Source organism: Nitratireductor mangrovi, from assembly GCF_007922615.2.
Classification (GTDB): Bacteria; Pseudomonadota; Alphaproteobacteria; order Rhizobiales; family Rhizobiaceae; genus Mangrovimarina; species Mangrovimarina mangrovi.
The window spans coordinates 2,686,507-2,703,897 of record NZ_CP042301.2 but is presented as its reverse complement, the minus strand read 5'-3'; the positions used below and the strand labels follow the sequence as shown (position 1 = coordinate 2,703,897).

Here is a 17,391-nt window from a genome sequence, read left to right as displayed (position 1 = left end):
ATGGCTGACCCTGTGATCCTGACCTGTGCCCTGACAGGTTCGATCCACACGCCGACGATGAGCCCTAACCTGCCGGTGACTGCCGACGAGATGGTGGAGCAGGCGGTCGGAGCGACCGAGGCCGGGGCCTCGGTGCTGCATCTTCACGCGCGCGACCCGCGGACCGGCAAACCGAGCGCTGAGATTGCCCACTTCGAGGGATTCCTGCCGCGTATCCGCCAGCAGACCGACGCCGTCGTGAACATATCGACGGGAGGCTCGTCGCAGATGAGTCTTGCAGAACGCCTCGCGCCGGCATTGGCCGCAAAGCCGGAAATGTGCTCGCTCAACATGGGATCCATGAATTTCGGCATCTTCCCGCTTGCCGGGCGGTTCGACAGCTGGAAGCACGAGTGGGAGCAGGGCTTCCTCGAGGCAACCCGTGACGTGGTGTTCAAGAACACCTTCGCAGACATCGAGCACATTCTGTCTGAACTGGGAGATGGATGCGGCACCCGGTTCGAATTCGAATGCTACGACGCGGGCCATCTCCAGACCGTCGCCTACTATCTGAAGCAGGGCCTGATCCGGCCGCCGGTGTTCGTCCAGTTCGTGCTGGGCATACTGGGCGGGATCGACGCGAGCCCGGAGGCGCTCGTGTTCATGAAGGCGACCGCCGACCGCCTGCTGGCGGACAGCTACCGCTTCTCGGTGCTGGCGGCGGGACGTCACCAGATGCGGCTCGGAACGATGGGCGCCCTGCTGGGCGGCAATGTCCGTGTCGGACTGGAGGACAACCTGACGGACGGCAAAGGGCGCGGTCTCGCCCCGGACAATGCGCATCAGGTGGCCCGTATCCGCCGCATCCTTGAGGAGATGGGCTTTACGATCGCGGCTCCGCATGAGGCGCGCGCCATGCTGGATCTCAAGGGCGGCGACCGTGTCGCCTTCTGACTAGCCAATTCTGCAACGGGCGGGAGCAGCATGAAATTCGTCTTTCACGAGATCCAACGCCAACACGATCCGAAGCACTTCCTGTCGTCGGGTGCGCCGCAGCCGAACCCGGAAGTGCCGGAGCGCGCCGAGCGGCTGCTCGCAGGGGCGACAGCTGCCGGTCTTGAGCGAACCGAGCCACGAGATCATGGGCTGGCGCCAGCTGCCGCTGTCCACACCCCCGAATATCTGCGCTTCCTGGAGACGATCTATGCACGCTGGCAGCGCATCTCAGACGCATCCGCCGAGGTGGTCCCGAACATCCACCCCGACCGCCGCGACTTCTCCTATCCGCGCTCCGCTGTCGGCCAGGCCGGATATCACATGACCGACACGGCCTGTCCGATATCGGAGCGGACCTGGGAATCGGTTTACTGGAGCGCACAGACAGCCGCCGAGGCGGCCGCCATGGTCCGCGATGGAGAGCGGGCTGTCTACGCACTCAGCCGCCCACCTGGTCACCACGCCTTCGCCGACCTGGCGGGCGGCTTCTGCTTTCTCAACAATTCGGCGATAACAGCGCAGGTGCTGCGCGGCGTTCACGAGCGCGTCGCGATCGTCGACATCGATCTGCATCACGGCAACGGCACGCAAGGTATCTTCTACGCCCGCTCCGACGTGCTGACGGTTTCCCTTCATGCCGATCCGGAACGCTTCTATCCGTTCTTCTGGGGGTACGCTTCCGAACGAGGTGAAGGCGCCGGTCTGGGCTATAACCACAACCTGCCATTGCCGCGCGGCTCCGGCGATGAGATCTTCCTGGACACGCTCGACGCGGCATTGAGCCGCGTCGCCTCGTTTGCGCCGGGCGCTGTCGTGTTCGCATTGGGTCTGGATGCCTTCGAGGGCGACCCCTTCGGCGGCCTGTCCGTAACCACGGCCGGATTCCGGCAGATCGGGCGACGCTGCGCCAGCATCGGCATGCCCGCCGTCATAGTCCAGGAAGGGGGCTATCTTTGCGATTCGCTGGGCGACAATCTCACCGCCTTCCTGACCGGTTACCGGGAAGGTGCGGGCATATAGCGCTACGCGTCCCTTAGCGCCCGGCCTGGTGACGTGCGAGTCGTTTTCGAGCTTTCGCAGCCAGTCCGCGTGCCAGGTTGACGAAGCATCGATAGGCTGCAGAGGGATTGCGGCGGCTAGGGTAGTAAGGCAGAGTTCGTCGGCGAAAGAAATGTTTGTCAGCTATCCGATCGCCAACAGGTTTGCCTTCCACCTGGCCAGCGGGACGCCTTCACGCGTCCCGATGACGGATTTGTCTTTCAGACCTCATGGTGCGTGCTCGAGAGATTGCCGGGACCATCGCCGCGCGGGCGCCGATCGCCGCGGAAACGGCAAAGCTCAATCTCAGGGCGGCGCATACGATGCCCCCGGAGAAGGCCATTGAATACGAGCGCGACCTCCAGACGATCTGTTTTGCAACGGAGGATGCCCTCGAAAGCCGGGCCGCGTTCAAGGAAAAGCGTGCACCCGTCTTCAAGCGCCGCTAAGGGATAACACATGTCTTTTGCGATCGATCTGCCTCAGGACGGCGTTTTTGTCGGGCGCGCGCGGACACCCGACCGCGCGCATCCGGTCGTCGTCGCAGTGCGTGGCAGCGAAATTGTCGACATCACCGCCCGCGCTGCGCCGACCGTGCGCGACCTCTGCGAACTGGAGGACCCGACCGCGTATGTGGCTGGGGCCGAGGGCAGAAGCCTGGGCAGCCTCTCGGAGATCGCGGCGAACAGCGTGGCCGCGCGCACCGATCCTTCGCGCCCGTTCCTGCTTTCGCCTGTCGATCTGCAAGCGGTGAAGGCCTCGGGCGTCACCTTCGTCGTCAGTCTGCTGGAACGGGTGATCGAGGAACAGGCGCGGGGGGATCCCGGAAAAGCGGAAGCGATCCGCGCCGACATTGCCGGGCTGATCGGCGACGATCTCTCGACGCTGAAACCCGGTTCACCGGAGGCGATGGCAATCAAGTCGAAACTCATCGAGCGGGGGGCGTGGTCGCAATATCTGGAGGTCGGGATCGGCCCCGACGCCGAGATTTTCACCAAATGCCAGCCGATGGCCTCGGTGGGTTTCGGTGCCGATGTCGGGCTGCATCCCGTTTCGACATGGAACAATCCGGAGCCCGAGGTCGCCGTCATCGCCGCCAGCGACGGACGGATCGTCGGCGCCACGCTCGGCAACGACGTCAATCTCCGCGACGTCGAAGGCCGCTCGGCGCTGCTCCTCGGCAAGGCCAAGGACAACAATGCGTCGGCCTCGCTCGGACCCTTCATTCGTCTGTTTGATGCCGGCTATTCGCTCGCCGACGTGAAGCAGGCCATAGTTGGGTTGCGTGTCGAAGGCGAGGACGGCTTCGTGCTTGAGGGTGAAAGCTCGATGGCCGAGATCAGTCGCTCGCCCGAGGAACTGGTGGCTGCCGCGATGGGAGACCACCATCAATATCCGGACGGGATGGTACTCTATCTCGGCACGATGTTCGCCCCGGTGAAAGACCGCGGCGAGGCGGGCAAGGGCTTCACGCACAAGACCGGGGACATCGTCACCATTTCTTCCGAGCGTCTTGGAGCGCTTGTAAACCGCGTCGAACTCTCGACGGGTTGCCCTGCGTGGCGCTATAGCGCCAGTCACCTGATGCGCGATCTGGCAGGGGCCGGGCTGATCTGAAACGGGAACGCCGCCGAACAATGACCATTCATCACAACTTCATCGCCGGACGCTGGGCGGAAGGCGCCGAGGCGCAGGACAACGTCAACCCGTCGAACACCGGCGATGTGATCGGCGAATATGCGCGCGCCGACCGCGAGCAGGCGCTTGAGGCGATCGCCGCGGCCCGCGCCGCCTTTCCCGCCTGGTCGCGCTCGGGCATCCAGCAGCGCCACGATATCCTCCAGAAGGTGTCGAGCGAGATCCTTGCGCGCAAGGACGAACTCGGCCGGCTGCTTTCGCGCGAGGAGGGCAAGACGCTTGGCGAAGGCGTTGGCGAGGTGATGCGCGCCGCGCAGATATTCGACTTCTTCGCCGGCGAGGTGCTGCGGCTTTCGGGCGAGAAGCTGGCCTCGACGCGGCCGGGCATCGATGTCGAACTGACGCGCGAGCCGGTCGGTGTGGTGGGTATCATCACGCCGTGGAATTTTCCGGTCGCGATACCGGCCTGGAAGATCGCGCCGGCGCTCGCCTACGGCAACACCGTGGTCTTCAAGCCAGCCGAACTCGTGCCGGGTTCGGCCTGGGCGCTGCCGACATCATCGTGCGCGCCGGCGTGCCGGAGGGCGCTTTCAACCTTGTCATGGGCCGCGGCGCGGTTGTCGGCGACGCCATCCTGAACGATCCGCGCGTCGACGCCGTCACCTTCACCGGCTCGGTCGCGACCGGCAAGAAGGTCGCGGCCGCCTGCGTCGGACAGATGAAGAAATTCCAGCTCGAGATGGGCGGCAAGAACCCGCTGGTTGTGCTCGACGATGCCGACCTTGGTATTGCGGTCGACTGTGCCGTCAACGGCGCCTTCTTCTCCACCGGCCAGCGCTGCACCGCTTCCTCGCGCCTCGTTGTGACGGACGGCATCCACGACCGCTTTGTCGCGGCTGTCACCGAAAAGCTGAAGGGCCTCGTCGTCGACGACGCCTTGAAGGCCGGCACCCATATCGGGCCGGTGGTCGACCAGGGCCAGCTCGATCAGGACATTTCCTATCGACATTGGACGAGAGGAAGGGGCGACGCTTGCCTTCGGCGGCGAGCGGCTGAACCGGGAAAACCCGGGCTTCTACCTGCAGCCGGCGCTCTTCACCGATACCACGCCCGAGATGCGCATCAATCGCGAGGAGATTTTCGGTCCGGTCGCCAGCGTCCAGCGGGTCAAGGACTACGAAGAGGCGCTTGCTGCCGCCAACGACACGCCCTTCGGCCTGTCCTCCGGCATCTGCACGACGAGCCTCAAATACGCTTCGCATTTCCGGCGCAACGCCGAGGCCGGCATGGTGATGGTCAACTTGCCGACGGCCGGCGTCGACTATCATGTCCCTTTCGGAGGCCGCAAAGGCTCCAGCTACGGCCCGCGCGAGCAGGGGCGCTACGCCGCCGAGTTCTACACCACCGTCAAAACCGCTTACACGCTGCCATAGCCAGCCGTGGCGGCGTGAATATGCGACTTGACGCTGCCGATTGCGCCAGGATGCCGCAAGCACGCAGCAGTGAAACGGGAAATATCGCGGCGAGTGCTTCCCGAGTGATGGGGACAGCAGGTGCGTCAGGCCTGAAACGCTCTAGACGACGGCATAGTGGTAGCTGCGGTCCAGGAAGATGACGTTCGAATATTCGACCAAGCGGCAAGGCGCGTCCGCCACCACGCGGGCCATGCGGACGACGCTGCGTCCCGGTTCGATCCTCGCGTGCCGTGCTTCGAGTTCGGATGCCTGCGACGTCGCCAATTGCTCGCTCGCGACGAACAGTTCGCCCACGCCGGCATGTTCGCGCAGCGCCGCGTAGAGCGATCCGTGGCTCAGTCGCGAGCGCGGAACGCGGCTTGCGATCTCGTCGGGAAGCACCGAGCGCTGGCAGACTGCGACCCGCCCGTCCAGAAGCCTCAAGCGCCAGATCTCGGCAACCGGCGCGCCGAGCGGCAGCGACAAGGCCCGTGCCTCGGTAAGACCGGCGGCGATACGGGCGAACTCGGCCACCCGGGTAGAGGGCACGAAGCCGGCCCTGCGCGCGGCCGTCGGAAAGTCCTCCACCGTCTCGCGCAGGCGCGAAATCGACCTGCCGCGAAACAGCGTCCGGCGCCCCTGGTTCTTGACGACGAGCCCCTGCCGCTCCAGCACCGCGAGTGCCTTGCGCACGGTGCGCCGCCCGACCTTGTAAAAGGCCGCCAGTTCCAGTTCGGCCGGTAGATGGTCGCCGGCGCGCCACAGGCCGCTCGCGAGTTCGGAGATCATGGCGCTGGCGACACGCTCGTGTGCTGAGGCCTCCGGCAAGTGTTTCATCGCTCCGAGTGTCCGATATTGCGCACCAGCACCGCGCCGATGATGATGAGGCCGGTGAAGATGTCCTGCAGATAGTTCGGGACGCCGAGGATGGTCAGCCCGTTCGCCACGACTGCGATGATGGCGGCACCCACCAGCGTGCCGGCCGCGTTTGGCTGCCCGTCGCGAAACGCGGTCATGCCGAGGAACACCGCGGCATAGGCCTGGAGCAGAAAGCCGGCGCCGCCGGTCGGATGCGCGCTGCCCAGGCGCGCGGTCAAAAGCAGGCCGGCGAGCGCCGCAAGTAAAGTGCATAGGCCGAAGGCGAGGACCGATGTAGGCACGATCCTGACGCCGGTGAGGCGGGCTGCTTCCCTGTTGCCGCCGATCGCCAGCATGCGCCGGCCGGGTTCGGTGTGGTCGAGTACCAGCGCGGCGAATACCGTTGTGGTCAGGGCCCACAGCGTGAGCACGGGTATGCCTGCCAGGTAGCCGCGCCCCAGGTTGCGGAAACCGTCGGGTATGCTGCCGAACAGCGTGGCGCCGCCGCTGGCCCAGAAGGTGATGCCGCCGATGATGGTGCCCATTGCCAGCGTCATGATGAAGCTCGGCATGCGCCATGTCGCGATCAGGAAGCCGCTGGCGCAGCCGACCGCGAAGCCGGCCAAAAGGGTGATCGCGATGGTCGGAACGATCCCCCACCCGAGGGCGAACAGGCTGACCGAAACGATGCCGGACATCGACACCACCGCGCCGACCGACAGGTCGAACTCCGACAGCGACATGACGAAGGTCGCGCCGAGCGCCACGATCGCCAGCAGCGACATCTGCTGGGTGATGTTGATCAGGTTGGAGGCCTGCGCGAAGGAGCCGGGCGACAGCGCCGAAAACAGCGCGACGATCGCTATCAGCCCGAGCAGCGTGCCAAACCGGGAAATGGCGCTCACGGGACGGTCCTCATCGCCACGCGCTGCCTCTCGGCGCTGAACGTGGCGCCGAGGATGGTCTGGCGTTCGAGACCCTGATTGGCCATGTCGAGCGTGACGCGTCCTTGCGCCATCACCACGATGCGCGTGGCGAGCATCAGGAGTTCCTCGATATCGCTGGTGACAAGGACGACGGCGGCACCATTCTCGGCGAGCCGCCGGCATAGGGCGTGGATTTCCGCCTTGGAGCGGACGTCGACGCCGCGCGTCGGCTCGTCGAGCAGGAAAAGGCGCGTGTCGCCGGCAAGCCAGCGCCCGATCATCACCTTTTGCTGGTTTCCTCCCGAAAGGGTGGAGACCGGGTCGGTCAACCGGCCGTATTTGACGTTGCGCTCCGACAGCATGGCGCGGGCGCCGATGCGCGCGGCGCGCCAGTTCACCACCGGCAGGAAGCCGGCGACCCGGTATCGCGACAGGCTCGGCAGTAGCGCGTTGTCGAGGATGGGATGGTGCATGACCAACCCCTTGGTGCGCCGATCCTCGGGCACGTAGGCGACGCCGGCTCTGATACGCTCGCCAATCCCCATCGCTGGAAGCCTCGATCCGTCGATCCGGATCTCGCCGGATGCCAGCGGGTTGGCGCCCCAGATCGTCTTGAGCAGGCTGGACCGCCCGCTGCCGACAATGCCGTAGAGGCCGACGATTTCCCCGGCGGCGACCGACATGTCGACGCCGGCGCGCACCGGCGAAGGGCGGATATCCGAGAGTTGAAGGACCGCCGCGCCAGTGTTGATCGCGCCGGAGGCATCCTCCTGGCGAAACCCTTCGCCGGCCATCAGGGCCACGATACCGTCCCGGTCGATCTGCTTCATCGTGCCGCTGCCGACCGAGCGGCCGTTGCGCAACACGGTGTATTCGTCCGCCACGGCGAACACCTCGTCCAGCCGGTGCGACACGAAGATCATGGCGCAGCCATGCGCGGCGAGACGCCGGACGATGCCGTGCAGCGTCTCGGCCTCCGCCTCGCTCAGCGAAGCCGTCGGCTCGTCCAGGACGAGCAGCCTCGCTTCGTCCATCAGCGCGCGCAGGATTTCGACCAGCTGGCATTTCGCCGTCGACAGGCGACCGACCGGCACGTCGATGTCGACGTCGAGCCCGTAGCGGTCGCGGATGCCGGCAAACCGGCGCCGCATGGCGCGCCAATCGATGAGGCCGGCCCGGCGCGGGTACCGGCGCCCGACGAAAGCGTTTTCGAAGGCGGAGAAGCCGGGCACAAGGTTCAACTCCTGATGCACGAATCTGAGACCGGCCGTTTCTGCCGCGATCGGGCTTTGGGGGGCGAAAGGCCGGCCGTCGAGGAACATCTCGCCGGCATCGGGTGCATGGACGCCCGACAGGCACTTGAACAGGGTGGACTTGCCGGCCCCGTTTTCGCCCAACAGGGCGTGGACCCGGCCCCGCGCGACGGACATCGCGACGCCGTCAAGCGCCACGATGCCGCCAAAACGCTTCGTGAGGCCGCGGATTTCGAGCATGGTCCGCAGGCTATTCGCAGCTGACGCCGAGGCTTGCGCGGTCGATCACCGTAGCGTCCACGAAGATTTCGCGTTCGGCCGGCTGCTGCCCCTCCATGATCGCGCCGATCTGCTCAACGGCCTTGCTGGCGATGCCGGCGAAATCCTGCCTGACGGTTGCGATCAGGTTGGTGCACTGGCGGATCAGGTCCACGGCCTGCGGATTGCCGTCGATGCCGGCGATCAGCGCCGCCGAATCCGGCAGATCGCTTTGGATCGCCAGCAGAGCGCCGATCGCCGGCTCGTCCCAGGCGGCCCACACGCCGTCGATGTCGGCGCTATACTGGCGCACGAAGGTCTCCATCGCCTGGCGGGCATTGTCGATCGGTCCCGGAACCTGGACGTAATGCTCGGCGATCACCTTGATGCCGTCGTTCTTCCCCAGCGCCTCGTCCAGCGCGAGTTCCCGCTGGCGCACGCCGGGATGCGCCGAATGGAAGAACTTGACGATATCGCCTTCGCCGCCCAGCGCCTCGAACAGGTAGTCGGACAGGATCGTGCCGAGACGGAAATTGTCTGTGGTGATGTTGACCGACACGCCATCGGCGAGCGCGCCGTCGAGGGCGACCACGGAAATGCCTTTCGCGGCGGCCGCGGCCACCTGGTCGCCGATCTGGTTGGGGTCGACGCTGACCAGGACAATCGCGGACACCCCGGCATTGGTGACATCCTCGACACGGCTGGCGAGCTGCTGGAAGTCGCCACGCGTGTCGACGACGTTGACCGTCCAGCCCTTCGCGCCGGCTTCCGACGTGAAGGTCTCGACCATCTCGTTGGTCGCGACTGAACTCAGATACGGCGTGAGCACGGCCACGTCCTCGGCATGCGCGGCGGATAATTGCAGCATCGTAAGCCCTGCAAGCATGGAAAGCGTTTTTCTCATGACGTCCTCCTGTCGTTTGAGTGCTTTTCTGTCTGTACGTCGTATGCGTGAAGGGTCGGCGACTGCTCGCACGCGAAGCGCGAGGCGGCAAGATAGGTGGAAAAACGGCGGTCGTGCCAGCCGACCCGCTCCCGCCGCGGCTTGACATGGCCATCCGCTGGCCGGGCCTTTGGCCTGATGCCGAGCTTCGGAGCGATCATGCGCAGGGCGCCGAGCGCGGCGGTTTCCTGGCTGTCGTCGAGCACGGCGATCTCACGGCCGAGCACGTCGGCCATGATCTGGCGCTGCATGTAGTGCCGCGCCGCACCGCCGATTACAGTGAGCGGCGAGGGCGGCAAACCCGCCATATCGAGGTTGTGGCGCACGGCGAAGGCAATGCCTTCGATCGCGGCATAAGCCATCGCCTCTGCGGTCGTTGCGTGGTCGAGGCCGAGGAATGCACCGCGCACGCGGCTGTCCTCGAACGGGCCGCGTTCTCCCTTCAGGTAGGGAAGGAACATCGCGGCGGGCGGCGACATGTCTTTCGCCGCGGCTCCCACAAGCAACTCTTCGAGATCTCGGTCCGTCGTCTCGGCCAGCCAGTCGAGCGCCGCGCCTGCCGTCAGGAAGGGAGAGACGATGATCACACGGTCGCGGCGAAGGGGATCGGCGAGCGTGTAGATTTCGCGGGGAGGGGCGGCGTCCGCCAGGTCGAGCGTGGCCGCCACCCAGCCGGTCGTGCCGAGATAGCAATAGGCCCGGCCGGGACTGTCGGCGTATGCACCCCAGGTCGCGGTGGCCGCGTCGCCGGCGCCGTTGAAGACCGGAATGCCGGCGGGAAGCCCTGTGAATTTTGCTGCCTCGACCGAGAGATGCCCGACGATTTCGTCGCCGGCCAGGATTTTCGGCAGGGCGGTGGGGTTGATGCCGGCGGCCACGACCAGGTCGCCGTCCCAGTCGCGCGTCGTGATGCCCATCAGGCCGGTCGTCGACGCTGTCGTCGGATCGATGGCACAACTGCCGGTGAGGCGGAACGAAATCGCATCCTTTGCCCCGAAGGCCCAACGCACATCCCGCCGACCTGTTGCCGCTGGAACGAACCTCGGCAGCATCATCAGCTTGAGGATCGTATGTGCCGGGTCGAGCCTGTTTCCCGTGCGCTTCGCGTAGTCGGCCGGAAGCCGGGCGCTGAGTGTGGCGATCTCCTCCTCGTCAAGACGGCGATCGGAATAAAGGACGGCCGGGGCGAGGGGACGGGCGGCCGCATCGAGTGCGATCAGGTTCTGCATGGAGCCGGTCAGGACGACGGCCGAAGCATGGCTGGAGTCCGGAAGCTCGGCGACGGCCCCGGCGAATGCCTGCCACCATTCGTCGGGATCCTGCTGATGCGAGCGCGGGTCGGGCGAATGGGTGGTGACCGGCCGCCTGGCGACGGCCCGCACCGCCCCTTCGCTGTCGAACTGGACCGCCTTCAACACCGAGGAACCGATATCTGCGGCGATCACCGCTCCCGTGCCCAATCCGCACCTCCCGTTCTTGCCCCGATTGTGCGGGGCAGGGGACACGGCCTGTCAATCGCCGGGAGGCGAAGGGCTCCATTCGGCGTCCTGAAATGGACCGGCGATGCCGAAAACGGCCTTTCAGTTATCGTCAGGGAAGGCGAGGCGGGAAGGATTGACGCCGAAATGGCCCCGGAACGCTGCCGCGAAACGGCCGGCATGCGCATAGCCAACGGCCCCGGCGATGCTGGCTATCGGCAGGTCGCTGCGCTCCAGCAGAACACGCGCATGCTCCATGCGCCGCATGGTCAGGTATTCGTGCGGAGAAAAGCCGGTGAAGCGCCGCATGCCCGCCGACAGCGCCCGCTGGGATATGCCGATCCTGGCTGCGAGCGCGCCAACAGGCTGCGGCAGTGCGGCCGGATCGTCGAGCAGGCGCCGAAAGCGGCCAACATAATGCGGTACCGGCCCGCCGGCTAGCGCCTCGACGGTCGCGACTGTCGTTGCCGGCACATGATCGAACAGCGTCTCGAGGACCGCGTGGACGAGCGGCATGGGCGCGAGCGCTGTCGCTTCCGCCTCGATTTGCTCGGTTACCATCACGCCGATCAGGCGTGCGATGCGGCGTCCCTCGGGTGAGCTCAGGTCGAGTTCGGGACGGAACATGGGTGTTTGGCGCACGGGTGATCCGGTGCGCCGCTGCCAGGCGCTTTCCACGAACGTCCGGTCCAGCCGCAGCATGATCTGCGTGGTGTCTTCATGCCAGTTCGAGCGGATATAGGTTCCGGGTGACAGGACGAGACCGCCGCCGACGCGGGAATGCACGCGGTTGTCGCCGTAAAGGATGTCCACGCCGCCTCTGAGCGGGAACTCAATCATGTAGAACGTGTCGAAGCTCCCCGCGTCGACGACCAGCCGCGGCCCGTAGCGCAACAGGTTGAGCGACGCCTTGCCAAGATCGATCGCGTGGTGCCTGAAATCGAGTTCGACACTCCTCTGGTGCCCGAATTCCAGCCGGTGGCTGCGGTAGCGCTGCGACAGCGCTGCGACGGCCTCGCCGACGCTCTGCGAGCGCAGGCCCGGCAGGCGGGCAAGCCGGTTCGATGCATCGACAAGCTCGAGCGTGCTCATGGGCCAACGATATTGGCAGGCCGCGGTGCTGTCCATTGCGGCGAAGGAGGGAACAAGTGCGTGGGGCACGCCCGCCAGACCTTCGCCAAGTTTGACTTGAATATCAGTTCGTTACCATTGCGCATGGCGTGCGTCGTGACGTTTGACTTGTTCCCGCCAGATACAGCCCAATTCGGTTCGGTCAACCGTCGGGAGCACAAAACATGTCACGCAACCCAGATCCGAACTCGTTCCGTTTTGGACCTGACGAGAGCGGGATGTTCGGGATTTTCGGGGGTCGGTTTGTCGCCGAGACCCTGATGCCGCTGATCCTGGATCTGCAGGCGCACTGGGACGCCGCGCGCAAGGATGATGCGTTCCAGGCCGAACTCGAACATCTGGGCCGGCATTATACCGGACGGCCGTCGCCGCTCTATTTCGCCGAGCGGCTGACCGGGAAGCTCGGCGGGGCCAAGATCTATTTCAAGCGCGACGAGCTGAACCACACCGGCTCGCACAAGATCAACAACTGCCTCGGCCAGATCCTGCTCGCCAGGCGCATGGGCAAGACCCGCATCATCGCCGAGACGGGTGCCGGCCAGCACGGCGTGGCGACGGCGACGGTGGCGGCGCGCTTCGGCCTGCCCTGCGTGGTCTATATGGGGGCGACCGACGTCGAGCGGCAGGCACCGAACGTCTTCCGCATGAAGCTGCTCGGCGCGGAGGTGCGGCCGGTATCGTCGGGCCATGGCACGCTCAAGGACGCCATGAACGAGGCGCTGAGGGACTGGGTGACCAATGTCGAGGACACCTATTACCTGATCGGCACGGCGGCGGGCCCGCATCCCTATCCGGAGCTGGTGCGCGAGTTCCAGTCGGTGATCGGGCGCGAGACCCGGGAGCAGCTGATGGAGGCCGAGGGCCGGCTGCCGGACCTGCTGGTGGCCGCCGTCGGCGGCGGCTCCAACGCGATCGGGCTCTTCCATCCCTTCCTCGACGACCGCGAGGTCGCGATCGTCGGCGTGGAGGCCGGCGGCAAGGGGCTTTCCGGCGACGAGCATTGCGCCTCGCTGACGGCCGGCCGGCCCGGCGTGCTGCACGGCAACCGCACCTATCTGCTCCAGGACGGCGACGGCCAGATCAAGGACGGGCATTCGATCTCGGCAGGTCTCGACTATCCCGGCATCGGGCCGGAACACTCGTGGCTGAAGGAAGCGGGCCGGGTCGAATATGTGCCGATCATGGATGACGAGGCGCTGGAGGCGTTCCAGCTCTTGACCCGGGTCGAGGGCATCATCCCGGCGCTCGAGCCGGCCCATGCGCTGGCCGAGGTGGTCAAGCGGGCGCCGAGGATGGGCAAGGATCAGATCATCGTCATGAACCTGTGCGGCCGCGGCGACAAGGACATCTTCACCGTCGGCAAAATGCTGGGCATGGAGCTCTAGGCACGTTTCGAGGCAAGCCATCCGGGAGGTGGACGCATGTTCGAAATCTACCGATCCAGACACAATCCGCATCATTACGTGGCGATCCGCACCGATGATGCGCGCGAGAACCCGCAAGGCATCCGCGAAAGCCGCAACCTCGCCTTCATGACGCGGATCGAGGACGACAACGAGCCGCGCATCGCGTTTGACGCCGGCATGGCGCGCAGCCGTATCGAGCGCGACGGCTTCTACGCCTTCGCGGTCACCATCGAGGTGCGCGAACATGCCGAGTGAGGTACGGCGATGATCGAGGTCCACGTGACGTTCGCCAGCGCCGAAGAGGCGGCCAGGCTGGCGCGCGCCGTCCTCGAGGCGCGACTTGCGGCCTGCGCCAACATCGTCGAGGGCGTGCGTTCGCTGTTCTGGTGGGACGGCCAGATCGCCGACGAGGCCGAGACGCTGGCGATCTTCAAGACCGGCGCGGAGCGCGCCGAGGCGCTGGAGGCGTTCATCGCCGAACATCATCCCTATGACACGCCGGCCATCATCCGCCACATGAATGTCGGCGCAAACCCGGCTTTCGAACAATGGATCGCGGCCGAGACCACGGCAGAAGGAAACGCATGACCGAGACCCGCATCGACCGCCGCCTGGCGAAGCTGAAGGCCGAGGGACGCCCGGCGCTCGTCACCTATTTCATGGGCGGCGATCCCGACTACGAGACCTCGCTGTCGATCATGAAGGCGCTGCCGGGCGCGGGCAGCGACATCATCGAGCTCGGCATGCCGTTCTCCGACCCGATGGCCGACGGGCCGGCGATCCAGGCGGCGGGCCTGCGCGCGCTCAAGGGCGGGCAGACGCTGAAGAAGACGCTTCAAATGGCGACGAGCTTTCGCGAAGATGACGACGAGACGCCGATCGTGATGATGGGCTATTACAACCCGATCTACATCTATGGCGTCGAGCGTTTCCTGACCGACGCCAAGGCGGCCGGCATCGACGGCCTCATCATCGTCGATCTTCCGCCGGAAATGGACGCCGAACTCTGCATCCCGGCCCTCAAGGCCGGCATCAACTTCATCCGCATGGTGACCCGCAATGGCGATGACGCGAGGTTACGACATTCCTTGGCCAATGCGAGCGGCTTCGTCTATTGCGTTTCGACCAACGGAACCACGGGACTGACTGCCCCCGACCCTTCGCAAGTCAGCGCCTTTGCCGAGCGGCTGCGCTCGATCACCCCTTTGCCGATCTGCATCGGATTTGGCATCAAGACCCGAGGCGATGTCATCACATTCGGCGGTATGGCCGACGGCGTGGCGATCGGGACCGAACTGGTCAGGACGATCGAGGGCGAGCCCGCCAGCGCTGTTTCGCGCGTCGTCGCCTATGTCGGTGGCCTGACGGAGCCGTGATCGCGGAGCGTGGCCGGGCTTTCAGACCGGCCACTCCGGGACCGGACCGTCTCCTATCGGCCCCTCTCCGGGCAAGCTCCTGCTGGCGGGTTTGCGCGCCCAAATCTGAAGTTCGCGGAATTTCGCTTTGCTCAGACAGCAGTCGTTCGCAGGGAGCCGATATTCGCTTCACCTAGTCGATGTTCGCCAAACTCTGAACCTGACACTCGTTGGGTCGGCACGCTGGCGCCCCATTCCCATGTCCCGTGTTTGGTCCGGGTGGTGGCCGAAAAGCAGAGATTCTCTTAGCGGCCCCGCAACAGCACTTTCTGATCGGCAACCTATCCTCATGCCATCGATCAGCACCAACAGCGACGTCCAACTGAATGCGCCGCGCGATTCGCCCGAAGGCTAATTCGCTGGAACCCACTCGTTCATCGCTCCAACCGCCAGCAAATAGCCGCGCGGGCCAAGTCCCGCGATCACTGCCGTAGCGACCTTCGATACCAGCGAACGGTGGTAGATTTCTTCGCGTCGGTGGATGTTCGAGATGTGCAGTTCGATGATCGGGCCGGGAAACATCTTCAGTGCGTCGAGGATGGCGATCGAGGTAAAGGTGAACGCGGCCGGATTGATGACGATGCCGACCGCCGGGCGATCGATTGCCTCGTGGATCCATTCGATGATTTCATATTCGCGGTTCGATTGCCTGAATTCCAACGGCGTCTCGCCGGCCGCTTCCCGGCAGATATTTTCCACTTCGGCCAGCGTCGTTCGACCGTAGATTTCGGGTTCGCGCGTTCCGAGGCGGTTCAGGTTGGGGCCGTTGATGACGTAAATCGGTGCGGTCATTGACAGTCAGCCTTGGTATCCCAGCATGCGGGGCAGGAAGAGAACGAGATCGGGAAAGAAGGTGATCAAGGCGAGTGAGGCGAGCATCGCGTAGAGGAAGGGCAGGATGTCGCGCACGAGCGCGCGCAGCGACACCTGGCCGATGTTCGTCATGATGAACAAAAGCAGACCATAGGGCGGCGTGATCAACCCGATCATGATGTTGACGACGCAGACGATGCCGAAATGGACCAGGTCGACCCCGAGGGCCTGGGCGGTGGGGATCAGCACCGGAATGACGATCAGGATGATGGTGGTACCCTCGAGCAGGCATCCGAGCACCAGCAGCAGGATGTTGACGATGATCAGGAACATCGTCGGCGTCAGGTCGAAACCCTGCAGGAAAGCGCTCAGCGTGCGCGGGATGTTTTCGACCGTGACCACGTAGTTGAAGACGAGCGCGCCGGCGATCAGCATGCCGATTGACGCGGTAGTCCGCGCGCTGGACAGAAGTGTCTGGTAGGTGCTGCGAAACGTGACCGTGCGATAGAGCAGGGCCGAGATCAGGAAGGCGTAGGCGGCCGCGATCGCGGCGGCTTCCGTCGGCGTGGTGAAACCCGAATAGATGCCGCCCAACAGCACCACCGGCATCATCAAGGCGGGAAAGGCGCGGATGGTGATGCCCGGGATTTGCCGCAGCGGAACCGGGTCCTCGACCGGGAAATTGCGGCGCCGCGCCCGCCAGACAACCAGGACCATCTGCAAAAGGCCCATCAGCAGGCCCGGCACCATGCCGCCGAGGAACAGGTAGCCGATCGACGCGTCGGACACGAGCGCGTAGAGCACCACGGGGATGGAGGGCGGGATGATTGGCCCGATGACCGCGGTTGCTGCGGTGAGGGCAGCGGCGAAGCTTGCCGGATAGCGGCCGCCATGGGTCATCATTTTCTGCATCATCTTGCCGACGCCGGCCGCATCGGCGATCGCCGAACCCGACATGCCGGCGAAGATGATCGACTGTACCACGTTGACCAGCGCCAGGCCGCCGCGAAACCGGCCGACCAGCGTATTGCAGAAGCGCAGGAGGCGCTCGGTCATGGAGCCGGTGTTCATGATCTCGGCGGACAGGATGAACAGCGGGACCGCCAATAGGATGTAGCTTGTGTACATGCCGTTGAGCAGCTGTTCGGCGGCCGTGCCCATGTCGAGGCCGGCCAGATAGAGATAGGCGATCGAACCCGCGATCATCGCGTGCCCGATCGGCAGGCCCAGCAGGCTGAGCGCTATGATGGTGACCAGGCAGAGTGCGAACGGGTCGGCGAGGCTCATAGGCTGGAGCCCGCATGCTCCGGATCGCGCCGGCGCGGATTGCGGCTTCGGATCGCGCCCCACAGCAGCCAAGCGTAGCGCACGATCACCGCCGCGGCGAAGAAAAGGTAGATGGAAAACAGCAGATCGAACCGGATCTTCATGTAGGCGGTCGCCTGCACCTTCATGAAGGTCACGTAGTCGAGGACGGCCGGATACGAAAAAAGGTAGATGACAAGCAGCACTACGGAGAAAACGATCGTCATCGCCCTGCGAACGCCCGGGCCCACCGCCCCGTAGATGAGATCGAACCGTATTTCCTCGTCCTCGCGCAGGACGAAGGCCGCCCCCCAGAGAACCAGCCACAGCCAGGTGATGACGGTTAGTTCCGAGGTCCAGCCGATGGGGAAGTTAAGAAAGTAGCGGAAGATGATCTGCGCCATGAAGGCGAGGAACATCACGACCAGCAGTATGGCCAGGACGTTCTCGGCGCGCCGATAGAGAAACTGCCCGATGCGAGCGAGCGGCATTGCGACCTC

At 65.1% G+C, this 17,391-nt stretch carries 16 protein-coding genes and 2 pseudogenes; 9 read left to right on the top strand and 9 right to left on the bottom strand.

The window, feature by feature from the left end; translation table 11 throughout:
- The 5 genes and pseudogenes from kce (at position 1) to FQ775_RS13215 (ending at position 5,084) form a co-directional block, all read left to right on the top strand.
- A complete protein-coding gene (gene kce, locus FQ775_RS13235) occupies positions 1-933 on the top strand; it encodes a 3,5-dioxohexanoate:acetyl-CoA acetone transferase (protein ID WP_146299264.1) in 933 nt (310 codons plus the stop codon).
- 30 nt (positions 934-963) lie between these two features.
- Positions 964-1,995: a histone deacetylase family protein gene (locus FQ775_RS13230; RefSeq protein ID WP_146299263.1), complete on the top strand. Its 1,032-nt coding sequence runs from the start codon at positions 964-966 to the stop codon at positions 1,993-1,995.
- 239 nt (positions 1,996-2,234) lie between these two features.
- A pseudogene (locus FQ775_RS13225) lies at positions 2,235-2,462 on the top strand (enoyl-CoA hydratase-related protein); the annotation flags it as partial.
- A gap of 10 nt (positions 2,463-2,472) precedes the next feature.
- A complete protein-coding gene (locus FQ775_RS13220; protein ID WP_146299262.1) occupies positions 2,473-3,630 on the top strand; it encodes a fumarylacetoacetate hydrolase family protein in 1,158 nt (385 codons plus the stop codon).
- Positions 3,631-3,650: 20 nt separating this feature from the next.
- A pseudogene (locus FQ775_RS13215) lies at positions 3,651-5,084 on the top strand (aldehyde dehydrogenase family protein).
- Positions 5,085-5,225: 141 nt separating this feature from the next.
- Here FQ775_RS13215 and FQ775_RS24125 read toward each other — a convergent pair.
- The 6 genes from FQ775_RS24125 to FQ775_RS13185 form a co-directional block, all read right to left on the bottom strand.
- On the bottom strand, positions 5,226-5,942 hold the full coding sequence (locus tag FQ775_RS24125) for a GntR family transcriptional regulator (RefSeq protein WP_146298755.1): 717 nt from the start codon (positions 5,940-5,942) through the stop codon (positions 5,226-5,228).
- Entirely contained in the window at positions 5,939-6,868 is a 930-nt protein-coding gene (locus FQ775_RS13205; protein ID WP_146298756.1) for an ABC transporter permease, read from the bottom strand. Before FQ775_RS13205 ends, FQ775_RS24125 begins: the two co-directional genes overlap by 4 nt.
- Entirely contained in the window at positions 6,865-8,382 is a 1,518-nt protein-coding gene (locus FQ775_RS13200) for a sugar ABC transporter ATP-binding protein (protein ID WP_146298757.1), read from the bottom strand. Before FQ775_RS13200 ends, FQ775_RS13205 begins: the two co-directional genes overlap by 4 nt.
- A 10-nt stretch (positions 8,383-8,392) precedes the next feature.
- On the bottom strand, positions 8,393-9,304 hold the full coding sequence (locus FQ775_RS13195; protein WP_246730115.1) for a sugar ABC transporter substrate-binding protein: 912 nt from the start codon (positions 9,302-9,304) through the stop codon (positions 8,393-8,395).
- Positions 9,301-10,803 (bottom strand): xylulokinase, encoded by a 1,503-nt coding sequence (locus FQ775_RS13190; RefSeq protein WP_146298758.1) that lies wholly within the window; start codon positions 10,801-10,803, stop codon positions 9,301-9,303. The genes FQ775_RS13195 and FQ775_RS13190 overlap by 4 nt, the downstream gene beginning before the upstream one ends.
- Positions 10,804-10,923: 120 nt before the next feature.
- On the bottom strand, positions 10,924-11,913 hold the full coding sequence (locus FQ775_RS13185; protein WP_146298759.1) for an AraC family transcriptional regulator: 990 nt from the start codon (positions 11,911-11,913) through the stop codon (positions 10,924-10,926).
- Positions 11,914-12,116: 203 nt separating this feature from the next.
- On the opposite strand from FQ775_RS13185, the gene trpB reads away from it, so the two are divergent.
- Genes trpB through trpA form a run of 4 tightly spaced genes read left to right on the top strand, consistent with a single transcriptional unit; the run spans position 12,117 to position 14,734 of the window.
- Positions 12,117-13,337, top strand: coding sequence for a tryptophan synthase subunit beta (trpB, locus tag FQ775_RS13180; protein WP_167812968.1), 1,221 nt, complete (start codon positions 12,117-12,119; stop codon positions 13,335-13,337).
- Between the two features lie 36 nt (positions 13,338-13,373).
- Complete coding sequence (locus tag FQ775_RS13175; protein ID WP_146298170.1) at positions 13,374-13,613, top strand: hypothetical protein; 240 nt, start codon at positions 13,374-13,376, stop codon at positions 13,611-13,613.
- Between the two features lie 9 nt (positions 13,614-13,622).
- On the top strand, positions 13,623-13,946 hold the full coding sequence (gene cutA / locus FQ775_RS13170; protein ID WP_146298169.1) for a divalent-cation tolerance protein CutA: 324 nt from the start codon (positions 13,623-13,625) through the stop codon (positions 13,944-13,946).
- Positions 13,943-14,734, top strand: a complete 792-nt coding sequence (gene trpA, locus FQ775_RS13165) for a tryptophan synthase subunit alpha (protein WP_146300220.1) — start codon at positions 13,943-13,945, stop codon at positions 14,732-14,734. Before cutA ends, trpA begins: the two co-directional genes overlap by 4 nt.
- A 390-nt stretch (positions 14,735-15,124) precedes the next feature.
- On the opposite strand, the gene FQ775_RS13160 is transcribed toward trpA, so the two are convergent.
- The 3 genes from FQ775_RS13160 to FQ775_RS13150 are packed head-to-tail and all read right to left on the bottom strand — an operon-like array spanning position 15,125 to position 17,382.
- On the bottom strand, positions 15,125-15,565 hold the full coding sequence (locus FQ775_RS13160; protein WP_146300221.1) for a type II 3-dehydroquinate dehydratase: 441 nt from the start codon (positions 15,563-15,565) through the stop codon (positions 15,125-15,127).
- A 6-nt stretch (positions 15,566-15,571) separates the two neighbouring features.
- Positions 15,572-16,873, bottom strand: coding sequence for a TRAP transporter large permease (locus tag FQ775_RS13155; protein WP_146300222.1), 1,302 nt, complete (start codon positions 16,871-16,873; stop codon positions 15,572-15,574).
- Positions 16,870-17,382 (bottom strand): TRAP transporter small permease, encoded by a 513-nt coding sequence (locus FQ775_RS13150; RefSeq protein ID WP_146300223.1) that lies wholly within the window; start codon positions 17,380-17,382, stop codon positions 16,870-16,872. The genes FQ775_RS13155 and FQ775_RS13150 overlap by 4 nt, the downstream gene beginning before the upstream one ends.
- Positions 17,383-17,391 lie beyond the last annotated feature (9 nt).

Bases quoted from the DNA above. Each gene is read 5' to 3' on its own strand.
- FQ775_RS13195 (WP_246730115.1), bottom strand. From the start codon at position 9,304: ATGAGAAAAACGCTTTCCATGCTTGCAGGGCTTACGATGCTGCAATTA.
- FQ775_RS13220 (WP_146299262.1), top strand. From the start codon at position 2,473: ATGTCTTTTGCGATCGATCTGCCTCAGGACGGCGTTTTTGTCGGGCGC.
- FQ775_RS13230 (WP_146299263.1), top strand. From the start codon at position 964: ATGAAATTCGTCTTTCACGAGATCCAACGCCAACACGATCCGAAGCAC.
- cutA (WP_146298169.1), top strand. From the start codon at position 13,623: ATGATCGAGGTCCACGTGACGTTCGCCAGCGCCGAAGAGGCGGCCAGG.
- FQ775_RS13185 (WP_146298759.1), bottom strand. From the start codon at position 11,913: ATGAGCACGCTCGAGCTTGTCGATGCATCGAACCGGCTTGCCCGCCTG.
- FQ775_RS24125 (WP_146298755.1), bottom strand. From the start codon at position 5,942: ATGAAACACTTGCCGGAGGCCTCAGCACACGAGCGTGTCGCCAGCGCC.
- kce (WP_146299264.1), top strand. From the start codon at position 1: ATGGCTGACCCTGTGATCCTGACCTGTGCCCTGACAGGTTCGATCCAC.
- FQ775_RS13150 (WP_146300223.1), bottom strand. From the start codon at position 17,382: ATGCCGCTCGCTCGCATCGGGCAGTTTCTCTATCGGCGCGCCGAGAAC.
- FQ775_RS13200 (WP_146298757.1), bottom strand. From the start codon at position 8,382: ATGCTCGAAATCCGCGGCCTCACGAAGCGTTTTGGCGGCATCGTGGCG.
- FQ775_RS13160 (WP_146300221.1), bottom strand. From the start codon at position 15,565: ATGACCGCACCGATTTACGTCATCAACGGCCCCAACCTGAACCGCCTC.
- FQ775_RS13155 (WP_146300222.1), bottom strand. From the start codon at position 16,873: ATGAGCCTCGCCGACCCGTTCGCACTCTGCCTGGTCACCATCATAGCG.
- FQ775_RS13175 (WP_146298170.1), top strand. From the start codon at position 13,374: ATGTTCGAAATCTACCGATCCAGACACAATCCGCATCATTACGTGGCG.
- trpA (WP_146300220.1), top strand. From the start codon at position 13,943: ATGACCGAGACCCGCATCGACCGCCGCCTGGCGAAGCTGAAGGCCGAG.
- trpB (WP_167812968.1), top strand. From the start codon at position 12,117: ATGTCACGCAACCCAGATCCGAACTCGTTCCGTTTTGGACCTGACGAG.